Genomic DNA, 16,135 nt, shown 5'->3' on the forward strand with positions numbered 1-16,135 from the left:
GATTCACTCCCGAAAACGCTCACCTTACTCCTCCATCAGCGCAGCAAGGTGAGCATTGGCGCCGCAAGACGAATCACGAAAACGGGCGCGTCGAGGGGTCAAGCCGCGTCCCGATAGCGGTTTGACGCGGGTTTCACGGGGAATGCCGGTCTGATGGCAACAAGCTGACGTGAGCGCGACTGGCAACACGGAACTCACCGCAGCGAACTCCCGTAAAGACTCACCTCAAGCGGTCGGGTCCTGGCAATCCGATGCGGCGCAGGGGCCATTCAAAACGGCCATGCTTGCATTAGCAGCAGCGCATTCATCGCCATGACGATGACCAACGCCGCCACGGCGACCGACTGCGTGGCAAGGCCCAGCCGGTGCTCGCCCATGACAGAGCGGCTGCGCGCGAGCACGATCAACGCGAGCATGGGCACGGGCACGGTCAGGCTCAGCACGACCTGACTCAATACGAGCGCGCGTGTCACGCCAAGACCCAGCGCGACGACGATGAAAGCCGGCGTCATCGTCACCGCACGGCGCAGCCATAACGGCAGCGACACGCCGAGAAAATCCTGCATGATCATCTGTCCGGCCATCGTGCCGACCACCGAACTCGAAATGCCCGAAGCCATCAACGAGGTCAGAAACAGTCCGGCGGCCATCGAGCCGAACAGCGGTGTCAGGGTGCGGTAAGCCATGCCGATGTCCGTCACTTCGCGATGCGCCCCATGAAACGCGCCGCACGCCATGATGACCATGGCCATGTTGACGAGCCCCGCTACCGTCAATGCGATCACCACCTCGGCGTTCGAGTAGCGCACGAGCTTTGCGCGCTCTTGCTCCGTGCGCGGCCTGATACGCTGCCCTGTCAATCCCGAATGCAGGAACAACGCATGCGGCATGATCGTCGCACCGACGATGCCGGCCGCCACGACGAGCGCCTCACGATCGGGCGCCGTCGGCACCAGCGCGCCGTACAGCACTGCCCCCCAGGGCACGTGAACGAATAGCAGCTGTGCGATGTAGGCGATCGCAATGAGGCCGACGAGCGCGCCGATTGCCACTTCGAGCGGGCGAAAGCCCCGGCTTTGCAACATCAACAACAGCCACGTGAAGACGGCCGTCACCGCCATGCCGAGTAACAGCGGAATATGCGCAAGCAGCGAGAAGCCGATCGCACCGCCGAGAAATTCGGCGAGATCGGTCGCCATCGCCGCAATCTCGCCGACGCCCCACATCGCCAGCACGAGCGAGCGCGGCAACCGCTGTGCGCAAAGCGAAGCCACGCTGAGCCCGCTCACGATGCCGAGCCTCGCCGAAACAGCTTGAAACAGCATCGCCGCCAGATTGGCGAACAGCACGGCCCACAACAGCGAATAACCATAGGCGGCGCCGGCCTGCAGATTCGTCGCGAGATTGCCCGGGTCCATATACGCCACCGAAACGACGACTGCGGGGCCCGCGAACGGCAGCAAAAGGCGCACGCCACGCCGACGGCCGTCAAGCGCTTCGCTTACCTGCGACGCAGTGCGCGCGCTCCAGTTGCGCTCGCGCTCGGACAACCGCGTGTCGTTCATGGGCAAGCCTCGCTCAAAGCCGGAAGCGCGCGCCGCACGGTTGGCGACGCGCGCTGGGTCCCGGCCCGTGTCTTTCAGATGCCAAGTTTGGCAGTGTTTTTCGCTTTCGGCAGCGTCTGCTGCAGCCGCCGTGCCACATCAACAATCGGCGGACTTATCATGTGGATTCCGGCGCCGCTCGCCTGGCTCGGCGGCGCGCTGATGGTGGCGTCCCGTTGGCTGCGCGAAGGTCACAGGCCATCGGGTCGATATCGCCGGCTGCCGCCGAGCGCAAGACGCCCTGCCCTCGAGGAACTACCGCGATGATCAAGCCGCCTCGCATGGCCACGGAACTGCTGGCGCTGACGTTGCCGGCCGTGCTCGCGATCGCCATGGGCAACGCCAAACATGCGGCGTCACCGGCTGCACAGCCGACGCTTTCCGCCGACCCAGCCATGCTCGCGCGTGGCGAATATATCGCGAAGGCAGCCGACTGCGCCGGTTGTCACACCGCCCCCAGCGGCGGCGCGCCGTTCGCGGGCGGTCTCGGCATGGGTTCACCGTTCGGCACGATCAAGTCGAGCAACATCACGCCGGACCCGCGCTATGGCATCGGTCGCTATACGTTGAGCGATTTCGATCAAGCCGTCCGCCACGGTGTCGCCCCAGGTGGCAAAGCGCTTTATCCGGCCATGCCATACCCCGAATTCTCGAAGATGTCCGACGAAGACCTGCGTGCGCTCTACGCTTATCTGATGCAGCGTGTCGCCCCAGTCGCCAAGCCCAACGAACCGGCCGATGTCGCCTTTCCGTTCAATCAGCGCTGGATGCTATATGGCTGGCCGTTGGCGTTCATGCCGCGCGGCGGGTTCAACTCGCACGCGCCGAATGACCCGCAGTGGACACGCCGCCCATCCCAATAAGCGGGGGCTGACGCACGCCCAACCGCTGCCCTGGCCCCAGGCCCCGGCGATTGTCGTGCGAACGTAAGCCAGCCGCTTTACACTGCGCCTATCGTGTCCACCGCAGCGCCGGCGCTCGCTTCATGTTTAATTCGTTCTCGTCCATCCATCCGTCAGCTGCCCGACGCAGCCCCATTTCCGCCTGCTGACCATGCCCTCCTGTCCCGCGCTTTTCATCGGCGCCATGGCATCGGGCCAAGGCAAGACCACCATCACGGCGGCGCTCGCGCGCTCTCATCGACGCCGCGGTTTGCGCGTGCGCGTCTTCAAGACGGGCCCCGACTTCCTCGATCCGACGATTCTCGAGCGCGCGAGCGGCCTACCCGTCGATTCGCTTGACCTTTGGATGGTGGGCGAAGCCGCCTGCCGGCAATTGCTGGCCGAGGCCGCGGGCGAAGCCGATCTGATTCTCGTCGAAGGCATGATGGGGCTGTTCGACGGCACGCCGAGCGGCGCCGATCTGGCATTGCGATTCGGGCTGCCCGTCGCCGCCGTCATCGATGCCCAGGCGATGGCGCAAACATTCGGCGCGGTCGCCTTGGGGCTCGGGCGCTTCAACCCGTCGCTGAACTTCCATGGCGTCTTCGCCAATCGCGTCGGCTCCGCGTACCACGCACGCATGCTCGAAGACGCTTTGCCGCCCGACGTTCGCTGGCTCGGTCACGTCCCTGGCACCCAGGACATCGCCCTGCCCGAGCGGCATCTGGGTCTTCATCCGGCGATCGAAATCGACGACCTCGACGAGCGGATCGACCGTGCCGCCGATGCGCTCGCGCCGACCGCGCTCGCGCAGTTGCCCGCGCCTGTGGTTTTCGACGCGCCGCCGCGCGCGCCGGTGCCGCGCCTTCTTGACGGGCTGCGCATCGCCGTTGCACGCGACGCCGCGTTCTCGTTCGTCTATCCGGCAAACCTGCGTTTGCTCGACGCGCTAGGCGCGCAAGTCAGCGAATTTTCACCGCTTGCCGATGAACCGCTGCCCGCGCAAATCGACGCGCTCTATTTGCCGGGCGGCTATCCCGAACTGCACGCAGCCGAACTTGCGCGTAATACCCGCACGTCGGATGCGATTCGCGCCCACGCGCAAGCGGGGCGCCCGATCTTCGCCGAATGCGGCGGCATGCTTTATCTGCTCGAAACGCTGACAGACAGCGCGGGCGAGACAACGCCAATGCTCGGCCTGCTGCCCGGCCATGCGACGCTCGGCAAACAACTCGCCGCGCTTGGCATGCAGTCGGTCGTCGGCAACCACGGCGAGTTGCGCGGCCAGACGTTCCACTATTCGCACGTCAAGACACCTCTGGCGCCTGCCTTGACGGCCACCTACGCGCAATCGGATGCACCTGGCGAATCGATCTATCGCTCGGGGGCGATCGTTGCCTCTTACCTGCACGGGTATTGGCCCACCAATCCGGCCTTCACGGCCGCCCTATTCCATGGCGATCCCATTTGACGACGACGAGCGCGCAGCCGTCTATCGCGCGATTTACGAACGCAGGGACGTCCGGCATTTCGTACGAGCCCCGGTCGATCCGTCCGTCCTATCGCGGCTGATCGACGCGGCCCATCATGCGCCCAGCGTGGGCTTCATGCAGCCGTGGCGCATCGCGCGCATCAGCGACATGGCGCTGCGCACGGCGTTGCACGACGCTGTCGAACGCGAGCGTATCCGCACGGCCGAAGCGCTCGGCGAACGGCATGACGAGTTCATGCGCCTGAAAGTGGAAGGCATGCTCGAATGCGGCGAATTGCTCGTGATGTCGCTGATGGACGACCGCGAGAAATATGTCTTCGGCCGGCGCACGATGCCGGAGATGGATCTCGCATCGGTGGCCTGCGCGATTCAAAACATGTGGCTCGCGGCGCGCGCCGAGGGACTGGGCATGGGATGGGTATCGCTATTCGACGTGGACGAGGTACGCGCGCTCATGCGCATGCCCGCCGGAGCGAAACCCGTCGCGATTTTATGTCTCGGTCATGTCGAAATGTTTTATCCGCGGCCGATGCTCGAAATCGAGAAGTGGGCCGAGCGGAGATCGATCGACGAATGCGTTTTCGAAAATTATTGGCCGGCGCAACGCTTGGCCACAGAGACGCCGCAGGACGAATGACCGTATAGCCCTAACCTTCGCAGCGGAAAAAATCCATTTGCTGGCCCGCCGCCACAGCGCGGCGCAGCCAATCCGGTGGATCTCCGTAGCCATCCCATGTGTTGCCCATCGCGTCGCGATAGAGAATAGGCCGTTCCGCCTGCTTATCGGCGGAAATCGATTCGGCAACGGCTTCCACAGTAATGCCGAATTCGTCCATGCGGCGTCGCAGCCAGCGAATCAACCGTTCGCGAGCTTCGCCTTCAAGCTGTTCCATCGATGATTCCGGTTATGGTTGATGCGGGGGCGCAGATGCCCCAATGACCCGAGCCGAATCATACTCGACTCGCAGCCGACAGGTTGCAGCCGCGCGACGGCTGCCTGCCCGGGGCGGCGCTCGATTGTCTTCACGCGGTGTCGACTCGAATTATCGATACAAAATCGCGAAAAAGCAAAACCGGCAAAAAGCCCGTGTCGCATTTCAGATGCACGGAACGTTCCTGGCGCCGCCAAGCGCGCACGCAAGCCGCTGCGCGGGCGAACGCCTGTCAGATTCCTCACACTTTACACGGCGGCACGCGCCTCGCGGAGCTTCGTAGGGAGGCCCTCCGGGGCATGCTTCCTGCGCGGCCGGGTCGCGTTGGCGCGATACGGTGCCATTTGATCCGCGTATTGTGCGTCCCTTCCTGCACGATTAAAGTGCAATCACCGACATACCATTATTTCTCTCATAATTGATTTCGCCGTATCGGGTATTGCGAGACCCGGGTATTGTGAGAGCGCTCGAAATAAACCGGCGCGTTCGCGAGCGATCGATGCTAAGGACATGCGAGCGCAGCACTCCCGAATTCCCTCACCTTTTTGGCGCCTGCCGCTCGTCGCCTACCGTTAGAGCGCATCAGCCGGCGCCGCCTTCAAACTCCAATGACGGCTCAGTGCAGCGATAGGCGCAGCCGTAAATGCTTGATAAGCCTATGAATCTGCGCTTCAGGGAATCGCCGCACTGTTTTCCCAAGGTGAGGATCTACGGGAAGCAAACGCTCGACGTATCCGATCGAGCCGAGGCTCCCGAATCTCCTCACCCATGCGTCCGGTAGCAATCGTCGATTGGCCCCGCTCAATGCAGCCGATTCATCGCGTGGCCGTCTCGGTACTGCATTTGACGGCGACGCTACGCGCGTTTCAAATCGACGGCGTGCGCCTCGCCTCTTTCGACGCCGCGTCTCCCACCGTCCGCTCTTCGGATGCCGCACGCGGCGCCCCCGCGGCGATGCGCGCGAGCATCGCCGCGTTCAACGCATCCTCGATTCGCTCTTTGTTGTACGGCTTGCGCAACAGCATCGCACCGGCGAGCGCCTGGTGATCGCTGTCGTCGGGCAGTGCGTCGTACCCCGTCGCGAAGATCACGCGCAAACCCGGCTGCAGCGCCAGTGCCCGCATCGCCAGTTCGTCGCCCGATAAATCGGGCAGCGCAATGTCCGTGACGATGACATCGAACGCTTGCTCGCTGAGCAGCCGCAACGCATCGCTCGCATCGCCGGCTTCCGTTACGATGTGCCCCAGATAGCTGAGCATATCGGCCGTCGTGAAGCGCACCATTGCATCGTCATCGACAAGCAACACGCGCGCGCTGAGCCGCGACGGGTCCGGTAGCGCATCGATCGTGTCGAGCGCCGAAGGCGGCGGCAGGCTCGGCAGTTCGGTCCGCGTCGGCACGCCGCGCGGCTGGTTGCGCAATACGCTGCGGATCTTGCGCGCCATCGCTTCGCGGCTGTACGGTTTGCTGAGCAAATCGACCCCTTCGTCGAGCCGGCCACCATGCACGATCGCGTTGTCGGTGTAGCCTGACGTGAACAGCACAGCAATGTTGGGCAGACGTTCGCGCGCTTTGCGGGCGAGTTCGGGGCTGCCGAGCGGGCCCGGCATGACGACGTCGGTGAACAGCAGATCGATCGGCACGCCGCTTTCGACGATCGCCAATGCGCTTTGCGCCTCCTTGGCGCGCAATACGCGATAGCCGAGCTCCGAAAGCAGATCGACCACCGTCCCGCGCACATCCTCATCGTCCTCGACGACCAGCACGGTTTCGGTGCCGCCCATGACCGGGCCCATCTCGACGTCGGTTTCGACATCTTCGGGTTGGCGCGCGCGCGGCAAATAGATGCGCACCGTCGTCCCGTGTCCGACCTCGCTGTAAATCTTGACATGTCCTCCCGACTGCTTCACGAAACCGTACACCATGCTCAAGCCAAGCCCCGTGCCCTGGCCTTCCGGCTTGGTCGTGTAGAACGGCTCGAAGACCCGTTCCAGCAATTCCGCGGGGATACCGCACCCCGTATCGGTCACGGCGACCATCACGTATTGGCCCGCGGCCACGTCGCCATGACGCGCCACGTAGGTGTCGTCGAGAAATGCGTTGCCGGCTTCGATCGTCAGCCTGCCTTGTCCTTGCATTGCATCGCGCGCGTTGATCGCAAGGTTCAGCAGCGCGTTTTCGACCTGCACCGTATCGACGTGGGTATTCCACAGGCCGCCGGCAATGATTGTCTCGATTTCGACCCCTTCGCCGAGCGAGCGACGCAGCATGTCGTCGATGCCGCGCACGAGGCGCCCGAGGTTGACGGTTTTCGGCGAAAGCGGCTGCCGGCGCCCGAACGCAAGCAACTGCGAGGCCAGCCGGGAACCGCGCGAAGTCGCAGCGATTGCCGTTTGCAGGCGCTGCTCGGCACGCACGTTACCCGCTACATCGCGGCCAAGCAATTGAAGGTTGCCCGCAATCACCTGCAGCACGTTGTTGAAATCGTGCGCGACGCCACCGGTCAGTTTGCCGATCGCCTCCATCTTCTGCGCTTGACGTAACTGCGCTTCGGTATGCGCTCGCTCCGCTACGGCGGCCGCCACGCGCCGTTCGAGCACCACGTTCGCTTCCTGCAGAATCCGTTCGGACTCCTTACGTTGTGTGATGTCGATGATGGAGCCGATGTAACCGAGGAACGCACCGTCGTCGCTGAATCGCGGAGCGGCAGCCGCGAGCGCCCAACGATAAACGCCGTCCGAACGCCGTACGCGGCACTCGGCACGGAACGGCTCGCCGTTCATGCTCGCCGACCGCAGCGCTGCCTGGTACTGCTGACGATCGTCGGGATGCAATGCGTCCCATGCGCCGTCGCCCACCGCGTCGTCCAGCGATTGCCCCGTGAATTCGCACCACAAGCGATTCAGATAGGTCAGCGAGCCGGTGGGGTCGCTGACCCACATCATCACGGGCGCATGGTTGGCCATGTTGCGAAAGCGCGCCTCGCTTTCCAACAGCTCGCGCGTCGCGTCCCGGCGCAGGCGAGCCATTTCGAGGTTGGCATTGATACGCGCCATCAGTTCGCGCGCGGAAAACGGCTTCGTCAAATAATCGTCGGCGCCCGATTCGAGCCCTTCGACACGCGCCTCTTCGCCCGCGCGCGCCGACAACATCACGACGGGCAAGTGCCGCAACTGCGCATCGCTGCGTATCTCGCGCAAGAGGCCGAAGCCGTCGAGCCCGGGCATCATGACGTCGGTCAGCAATATATCGGGCTTTTGCGTGCGGATTGCTTCGAGCGCCGCGAGACCATCCGCCACCGTCTGCACAGTCCAGCGGTGCCTCAACAGACGGCCGATGTAATCGCGCATATCCGGGTTGTCGTCAGCCACGAGCACTCGCGCACCGATCGTGCCGCGGCCGAACGACCAGGCCGGCATGTCGTCGGACAGCTCGGCCGGCGTATCGCTCTCTTCGTCGTCGGCGCCGTCGGCCTCGTCTCGCGGCAGCCAGCGCAATGCCTCTTCGACATAGGCGACCGCTCGTCCCGATTTGACATCGGCAACCTCTCGCGAGCCGACGTGCTCGGGCGGCAGATGCGCCGAGCCTAGCGGCAAACGCACCGTAAAGGTCGCACCGTGTCCGACTCTGCTGTCGACCGAAATCGTGCCGCCGTGCAACTTGACGAGTTCCTGGACCAGCGCGAGGCCGATGCCCGAGCCTTCGAACGAGCGGCTGCGCTGCCCTTGGACGCGATGAAAGCGCTCGAACAAGCGAGGTAATTCGCGCGGCGGAATGCCGACGCCCGTGTCGCGCACCGTCACTTCGACGGCCGTCCTGTCTTCGGACAGGCGCACTGCAACGCCGATTTCTCCCTCGAACGTAAACTTGAACGCGTTCGACAGGAGGTTCAGGACGATCTTCTCCCACATCTCGCGATCGACGTAGACGGGCTGCGGCAAGGCAGGACAGTCGATCGTCAGCGCAAGGCGCGCACGTTCGGTTGCCGATTCGAAGTTCGACGCGAGTTCGGCCGTCAGCTTCGAGAGATCGGTCGGCTCGAAGCTCGCGACGACACGCCCTGCTTCGATCCGCGAAAAATCGAGCAGCGAATTGACGAGCTTGAGCAGCCGCAAGCCGTTGCGATGCGCCGTGACGAGCCGTTTGCGTTGCGGCGGGGGCAGCGCCGCAGCCGTCGTATCGCCGAGCGCATCTTCGATCGGCCCCAGCATAAGCGTCAGCGGCGTGCGAAATTCATGGCTGACATTGGAAAAAAATGCCGTCTTTACAAGGTCGATCTCGGCCAATGCCTCGGCGCGCCGCCGCTCTTCCTCATAAGCGAGGGCATGTGCAATGGCGGCACCGATCTGCCCGGCGAGGAGCCCCAGGAAGCTGCGATAGTTGTCGTCGAACAGGCGAAAGGGATTCAACCCGACCACGAGCGCCCCCGTGCGGCCCGCATCGCCCGACGTGGAAATCGGCAGCACCACAGCCTGAGCAGGCGCCTCGTGCCATGGCCCCTTCGGCAGCGGCCCACTGACGCGAGCAGCCAAGCCCGACACGATCACGGGCTTGTGCGTGGAGAGCACTTCGCGCAAGGGCCAGAGCGACGACTCGTCCAACGAAATGCCAGCCGGCGCGAGTTCGTGCCCGGCTTCGATACCCGACGAACCGGCGAGCTTCATCTGCGCCTTATCCGGCTCAGCCAGATAAAGCAGCGCAAACGGCAAATCGCGAGCGTCGGTTCGCAGCGCGCGCATACTGCACTCGCTGACCTCCTGCCACGTGCGCGCGTTGGTCGCGCCCGCGGCCAACTCGCGCAGCAACGCGAGTTGCCGCTCGCTCATCACGCGCTGGGTGTCGTCGGTATTTGCGCAGATGATTCCGCCGACGCTGCCGTCGTCGTTGGGAATAGGACTGTACGAGAAGGTGTAATACGTTTCTTCGGGGTAGCCGTTGCGTTCCATGATCAGCGGCTGCGCTTCGACATAGGTCGACTCGCGGCCACTCATGGCGAGCTCGAGCATCTCGCCAATGTCGTCCCACAGCTCGTGCCAGACCTCCGAGGTCGGGCGCCCCAGCGCCCACGGATGCTTGCCGCCGATGATCGAACGGTACGCATCGTTGTAAAAATAAACCAGTGAAGGGCCCCAGCCTATCCACATCGGCTGCCGCGAATTGAGCATGATGCGCAGCGCCAGCTTGAGGTTCCGGGGCCACGCTTCCGGGTCGCCGAGCGACGTCGAACGCCAATCGGAGGCGCGAATCAGCTGGCCCAACTCCCCGCCGCCGGACAAGAAATGATTCTGATCTCGGTTCGGCAACATACTGGACGCGTCGCTCATTGAGGATCCCCATTTCCGAATTCACAGCAAAGGTACGCTCGTGGCGCGCAAAAACTGATACGCCTGTTGCGGCACCGAGAATAGCGTCGCAATGGATGTGAACGAGCCACGCCGCGACGCTCCCGTGCGCGGCAATAATTGCAGCGCGCGAGAAACGTCGGGAAATCAGACCGACCGCGTTCGAGCTGGCAGCCGAAGCGCGTTGGCGTATTCATGCGACTCACTACCTCTCAGGGTCGCCGACCAGCGGCGATGCGAACGTCCAACCGCAACGTACAGCACGCCGCGTGCCCGATTCGGTCGAACGCGTTTCCTCGGACGCGAACCCAGGGTGCCGCTCGCTGTTGGTTAGGTGTCCTAAGGAGCGACGGCGCATCGTTGCGCCGTCCATCCATGGATTCTTAAGCCTTGGGAATGACCGACGATTTCGACCGCGCCCCGCTTATAAGCATGCGGAGCGCGGCCGGTTCGCCGCTTGGCCGCGCTTAGCGAAGCCGCGTCGCGAATTCGGCGATGCGTTTGCCGAGCAAGCGGGCCGTTTCGAGGTCGCCCGAATGCGGCGCTTCGTCGGGCGAGGCGTCGGCCGGCGAGATCGCCAACGCGCCTGCAAAACCGGCCGTCCAGTTGACATCTGCGGGGCTGTTTTCCTTCTTGTTCGCCGGCATCAGGCCCGTACCGATCCACACTTGGCCGTGCTGCTGCGACAGCGTCCAGAAGTACTCGATCGTCGAAAATTTGTCGCCGTTCGTCGACGCAGAAGTCGTGAAGCCCGCCGCAAGCTTGTTCTTCCATCCCTGGGTGAACCACATCTTCGACGACGCATCGGCGAACTTCTTGAACTGCCATGCCGGGCCGCCCATGTAAGTCGGGCTGCCGTAGATGATCGCGTCGGCTTTGGCGAGTTCGTCCCACGTGCCTTCGGGCAGATCGCCATTGGCGTCGATACGGTAGAGCGTCGCCTTTGCGCCTGCTTCGGACGCTGCGCCGGCCTGCACGGACTCGGCAAGCTTGACGGTATGGCCGTAGCCGCTGAAATAGACGATTGCAACGGTTGTCATAGGCAAAGACCTCAATCGATGAAATAACGTAAAGGGGGAATGAGCGTTGGCTGAATGCGTGCGGCCACGGGCAATGCCCGTACGCCGCAGTCCGATGCAATCGAGGCGGCCGCTACCGCGCTTGCGCCGGGTCTCGCGAACGGACGGCGCAGTTTATCGCCCAAATGCAAAATATGTCGTCGAACGTCGCAGGCGCGATCGGCTGCCATACCCGCGCATAGGGCGCTGCTCGAAAGCCGGCTGAAAGCGGTTCAATGCGACGCCGTGCAGCTCCCGATAAAGCTCACCTTACGTTGTATCGCACACGCCGCCGTAAGACGGCTCGGTTGACGATCGGGCACGATCCCGAAAACGCTCACCTTTAGGGGGTCGCAGCGCGCGAGCGAGCCCGCTAGCGAACGGCGTTTCAGCGTATTCGCCGCAGTCGCGGTCGGCCCGTAAGGCCCTCCCGAATTCGCTCACCTTTGCCGTCGTGCCGGCATGGCCGGCAAGCGCTCGATAGCCCCGGGCTACCCGGCCATGACGAACCCGGCATCGAAAGCAAAGGGCAACCATGCGAGCAATTGCGCGCCGATCCGGCCTTGGCTAGCCTGCAACGCATTCGATACTTCCGCGATGACGTCCCGCACGCTGCGTGGCTCCACTTCAAGCAGGGCAAGGAACGAGAACGACCATGGTTCGAGTTTATGCATGCGAACCCGATAACCGTTGCGCGCAACGGCGACCGGCGTTTCACCGGGGCGGGGCATCTCGTGCGGACGCTGTGCGGCCACCGCAGCCACGAGATCTGAAAAATCGAAATCGAGCAGCAGCAGCTTCAGCGATGTGGGTCTTTTCAATCGCGTCGCATGTAGAAAGACGATGTCGAACGGCATCGGCGAATGCGCATCGATACCGGCCTCGACTCCCTCCGCTCGTTCCGATTCGGCGAACGCGCGCTCCAGCCGCGCAAGGCTCGCCGGCAAGGCATCGAGCGTTCCGCGCCCATCGTTGGGCTGCGGCCTCGTCGCTTCAAGAAAATCCGCAAAGCCGGCGCCGAGGTCGAACAACGTAAAAGACGAAGGGGGATGGGCGCCCAAATACGCGCCGGCGAAAAGATCGAAGACCTGGTCGCCAACCAGGCTCCGCAGCACCGGAAATTCCGCACGCAGGCATTCGAGCAGGCGGGCCCGATAGCTCAGCAGATAGATCTCGAGGCGCTGTTTGGCCGCCAGTCGTTCGGACCCGACAATGGCCGCATCGCAATCGACACCATGTCGCGCCGCGGACGCAATCGCTTCGTCCAGCGTCCAAGCGTCGCCGCCCACGACTTCTTGCATCCAGGTTTGCAACGTAGCGAGATCGGTCACGCGCGGCTCAACTGAAAATCGATGGGCGTCGATAGCGCACCATCGGCCACGGCGCGTACATCGGCGGCCATCGGCATCGATCCGCTACGCGCGGTCTTCGCTTTGCCGAGTTCGTCGAGCAGTTCGGGGAACGACGGTATGCGCGCGTCCCATTCGAGCAGCGTCGCGACGCCGCCCGTGCGTTCTTGCGACAACGCGTAGAGCGGCCATACGGCCGCAGGCACCGGTTGATCATGTGTATCGAGCAAGTGTGTGCCGCAATCGCTCGGACCGGCCAGATGCACCTGTACGATGTACTCGGCCGGCAGTTCCTCGATGTAGGCGAGCGCGTCGAATCCGTGATTGGTCGCGCTTACATGGACGTTGTTGACGTCGAGCAGCAAGCCGCAGCCCGTCGCCTCGGCGAGGCGCCCGAGGAATTCCGATTCGGACATCCGCGACGAATGAAACGTCAGGTAGCTGCTTGGGTTTTCGAGGATCAACGGACGCCCCAGATAATCCTGCACCGCCCGAACGCGAGCGGCCACATGCGCAAGGCTTTGCTCGGTCAACGGCATCGGCAGGAGATCATGCGTGTTCCGGCCGCTAACGCCGGTCCAGCACAAGTGATCGGAGATCCAGGCCGGGCGGATACGCTCGGCCAGTTCGCGCAGCTTGCGCAGATAGGTGCGATCGAGCGGCGCGACGCTGCCGATCGACAGCGAGACGCCGTGCATGACCACCGGCCGATGCGCCGCAATCCGTTCGAGCACATGCGCCGCATACCCGGCGTGATCGATGAAGTTCTCGCTGATGATCTCGAACCAATCGACACCCCACTGCTCAGGCGGCGTAGCCATCAGATGCGGGAAGTGCACATGACGAAGACCGACACCGTCGCCGAGGTTTTGCAAGCCGAGACGGCAAGCCTGCGCATCTGCCGCCTCGCCCATCGCCGCCGTTCGCCTCATGTCGACGGCGGCAAGGCCACGCGCAGCGGCGTGGGATCGGGTTCGGGAGGCACCGGCAACTGCTTCGCTTCCATCACCTTCTTGTATGCCTGGTAGGCGATTGCATCGACGCGGTCACCCTTTGCGAAGTCGATCGTCACATTGAGCGGTTCGGCTTGCCAGTGCTTCTGGAAGCCCCCGACCAACTTGTAATCGAACAGCTCCATCGTGCCTGCGCGCGGGAATCGCTGCGATGCCGAGATCGGCACCGCGCAGCCGCCGAAACTACGGCAACGGTTGTCGCCAGGCGCGCTATAGACGGGCAGCGGGTTGCATCCGCTCGCGAACGTACGCATCAGCAGCGCCGAGCTCGTGCCGCAGTTGCCGCCGCCGGAAGACGACTGCACGAAACCGCATCCGCCTTGCGCATTGCATTGATTCGAACCGCGGCAGCTGTGGAACACGCCGATTTGGGCACATGAATTGGGCGCGCCGTCCTTCACGTTGAGGTCGAGCCCCTGACAGGCGTGGTAAAGCGTTTGCCTGTTGAGCGGCTCCAAGCCGATGGAAAGGTCCGGGGCCTTGCCGAATACGGCCCAACAGATCGCCATGCGATCGCCCGAACCCACCATCGACGGAAACGGAAACAGCACCGGCTTTTGCGCCTGAGCGCCGGCATTCCAGAAGTCGTCGAGCACGGTCAGGATGCCGGCGATCGCCCCGACGGAGGCTTGGCTCAAGGTCTCAAAGTACTCGCCGGGCGACGCCCTGAGCGTATTGAGGGCTTGCGCGACGTCCTCGCACGACGGAATCGGATCGTCTGGCGGGGGCTCATACCCGGCCCTATGCAGATCGGCCGCCACCCAGCCCGTGTGTTCCTTCTCGCGCTCGGCCCACCATGCAGCCCACGTTTTCACGCCCGTGTCGGACGGCCCCTGCGCCATCAGCGCACGAATGTCTTCGTTGAAGCGCGAGAAATGATCTTGCGCATCGTGATCGGTGCGCGCGGCTGCATCGGCCGAAGGTCTCAGTTGTCCCGCGTCGTCGTAGCTCGGGTAATCCGATTCCAACGCCGTCGGCGACGGACGATATTGCCGCTGCACCGCTTGCAGATTGAGGTCGAGCACGCGTCCCTCGAGCCGCTGCGTCAGAGGCTCTCCCCCGGCGGCCGTGCTCTCGAGACCTTGCACCGGATCGACCAATTCGGCTGCGGCGCGTTGAATTTCATCGGCGACATGTGCATCGATCGGCAACCCGGTCAGCGTCTCGCGCAGCCCTTGATAGCTCGGGGCAGGCGATGCGATACCGAGACTTGCGTCGAGCGCACTCAACGCAGTGTGTACCTTGAGGCTCGATCTTTCCTTCAAGATGCTGCCTTCGCCCTGGTCGGTGATGGCGTCCATCATCTTGAGCATTTGCGACTTCGCGATGTCTTTGTAGGTCAGCGCGATCGTGGTCTCGAACCCGATGTACTCGCGCATCGGGTGCCCCGGCCCCGAGAAATTATTGAAGAGATCGTTTTGCTGGCCGTTCGGATTGAACACGGCGTCCCACAGCGTCGTATTGTCCGCATACTGCACATTCACGTAGTTCGCGTAGCACTGATACATCCAGCCGATCGAGCCGAAGGCAGGCAACGGCTCGCCCTCTTCCCATGGGCCGCGCGTGCCGTCAGCCGTCCAAATGTCGTCGAACGGCGCGACGGGGAAGTATTGATCCCGATAGGCCGGCAGCACGTCTTCACGCGCATCCGCATCGTTGCGTTCGATCGCGCAGAAGAGCCAGAGCTTTTCTTCATTCAGCGCGCCGACATTGACGCTCACCGGCAGGCCTTGCTCTTTGCGTTGTCGATAGCTTGCCGTATGCGCCAAGTCGATGATGTTCGGAATGGCCGTTTTATCGGGCCCGTAGCAATTCCATGCGTAAGTCTCGCTATTGACGAGCGAGCAATTGCTGAATTTCGGCGAACCGTTATCTTTGCTGACGGCGGTGGCCATGTTTGATGCAAGCTGCAAATGCAGCATTTCATCGATGAATACCGAAAAGAGAATGTTGAACGCTCGCTCTTCGTTCGTCTTCGGTTCTCGTACGGGGTGTGCGCCGGGCCAGAGTCGCCCCTTGTAGTAGTCGAGATTCTGTCCCGTGATCGCATGCATGCCGTAAATCGAATAGAGACTCGACATGTAAAGCGGAATCGTGAAAAGCTCGACTTCGAGTGCGGCTTGCGCGATCGCGCGCAAAGCCGCTGCGTCGGTCGCCTTCTTTGCGGGATCGCGATTGCTGACGGTAAGCCCTCGCGAGATAGCGATGCTCTCCATTTTTTAGCCCCTTATATCGGCGAGCGTCTGTCTCCTCGGTCGCCGGCGGTGGTGGACGTGACGACCATGTGGCCGTCTCTTGTCTTGACTATTATGTGACGCGAATAAGAAAGGCAGGGGACAGCAACGTAGCCCCGATTCTTTTGGTGCGTGGGGTTCTACGTCTGACGAAACATAGGGTAGGCAAATAAGCCTGTCAAGTATGGCAAGCGCACGGCTTACGAAACGTCATAAGGCGCATGAAAGAT

General features: G+C 63.1%; 10 protein-coding genes. 3 read left to right on the top strand and 7 right to left on the bottom strand.

Annotation, left to right across the window (positions count from 1 at the left end; translation table 11 throughout):
- Positions 1-269 precede the first annotated feature (269 nt).
- Entirely contained in the window at positions 270-1,565 is a 1,296-nt protein-coding gene (locus C0Z19_RS07895) for an Nramp family divalent metal transporter (RefSeq protein ID WP_102609245.1), read from the bottom strand.
- Positions 1,566-1,867: 302 nt separating this feature from the next.
- On the opposite strand from C0Z19_RS07895, the gene C0Z19_RS07900 reads away from it, so the two are divergent.
- From C0Z19_RS07900 to bluB, 3 genes are all read left to right on the top strand, one after another.
- A complete protein-coding gene (locus tag C0Z19_RS07900; RefSeq protein ID WP_425330266.1) occupies positions 1,868-2,467 on the top strand; it encodes a c-type cytochrome in 600 nt (199 codons plus the stop codon).
- Between the two features lie 190 nt (positions 2,468-2,657).
- Positions 2,658-3,956, top strand: coding sequence for a cobyrinic acid a,c-diamide synthase CobB (locus C0Z19_RS07905; RefSeq protein ID WP_102609246.1), 1,299 nt, complete (start codon positions 2,658-2,660; stop codon positions 3,954-3,956).
- Positions 3,940-4,614, top strand: coding sequence for a 5,6-dimethylbenzimidazole synthase (gene bluB / locus C0Z19_RS07910; protein ID WP_102609247.1), 675 nt, complete (start codon positions 3,940-3,942; stop codon positions 4,612-4,614). The genes C0Z19_RS07905 and bluB overlap by 17 nt, the downstream gene beginning before the upstream one ends.
- A gap of 10 nt (positions 4,615-4,624) precedes the next feature.
- Here bluB and C0Z19_RS07915 read toward each other — a convergent pair whose 3' ends face one another.
- The 6 genes from C0Z19_RS07915 to C0Z19_RS07945 all read right to left on the bottom strand — a co-directional run bounded on the left by C0Z19_RS07915 (position 4,625) and on the right by C0Z19_RS07945 (position 15,887).
- Positions 4,625-4,870: an H-NS family nucleoid-associated regulatory protein gene (locus C0Z19_RS07915; protein WP_102609248.1), complete on the bottom strand. Its 246-nt coding sequence runs from the start codon at positions 4,868-4,870 to the stop codon at positions 4,625-4,627.
- Positions 4,871-5,775: 905 nt separating this feature from the next.
- The gene (locus tag C0Z19_RS07920) at positions 5,776-10,233 is read right to left on the bottom strand and encodes a response regulator (protein WP_102609249.1); all 4,458 of its coding nucleotides are present in this window, start codon (positions 10,231-10,233) and stop codon (positions 5,776-5,778) included.
- 485 nt (positions 10,234-10,718) lie between these two features.
- A complete protein-coding gene (locus tag C0Z19_RS07925; RefSeq protein ID WP_102609250.1) occupies positions 10,719-11,291 on the bottom strand; it encodes a flavodoxin family protein in 573 nt (190 codons plus the stop codon).
- Positions 11,292-11,800: 509 nt separating this feature from the next.
- The gene (locus C0Z19_RS07935) at positions 11,801-12,640 is read right to left on the bottom strand and encodes an HvfC/BufC N-terminal domain-containing protein (protein ID WP_102609252.1); all 840 of its coding nucleotides are present in this window, start codon (positions 12,638-12,640) and stop codon (positions 11,801-11,803) included.
- Positions 12,637-13,572, bottom strand: coding sequence for an MNIO family bufferin maturase (bufB, locus tag C0Z19_RS07940; RefSeq protein WP_102609253.1), 936 nt, complete (start codon positions 13,570-13,572; stop codon positions 12,637-12,639). The genes C0Z19_RS07935 and bufB overlap by 4 nt, the downstream gene beginning before the upstream one ends.
- Before the next feature lie 14 nt (positions 13,573-13,586).
- The gene (locus C0Z19_RS07945) at positions 13,587-15,887 is read right to left on the bottom strand and encodes a ferritin-like domain-containing protein (protein ID WP_102609254.1); all 2,301 of its coding nucleotides are present in this window, start codon (positions 15,885-15,887) and stop codon (positions 13,587-13,589) included.
- Positions 15,888-16,135: the final 248 nt, after the last annotated feature.

The sequence above is a fragment of the Trinickia soli genome, assembly GCF_002879855.1.
Lineage (GTDB): Bacteria > Pseudomonadota > Gammaproteobacteria > Burkholderiales > Burkholderiaceae > Trinickia > Trinickia soli.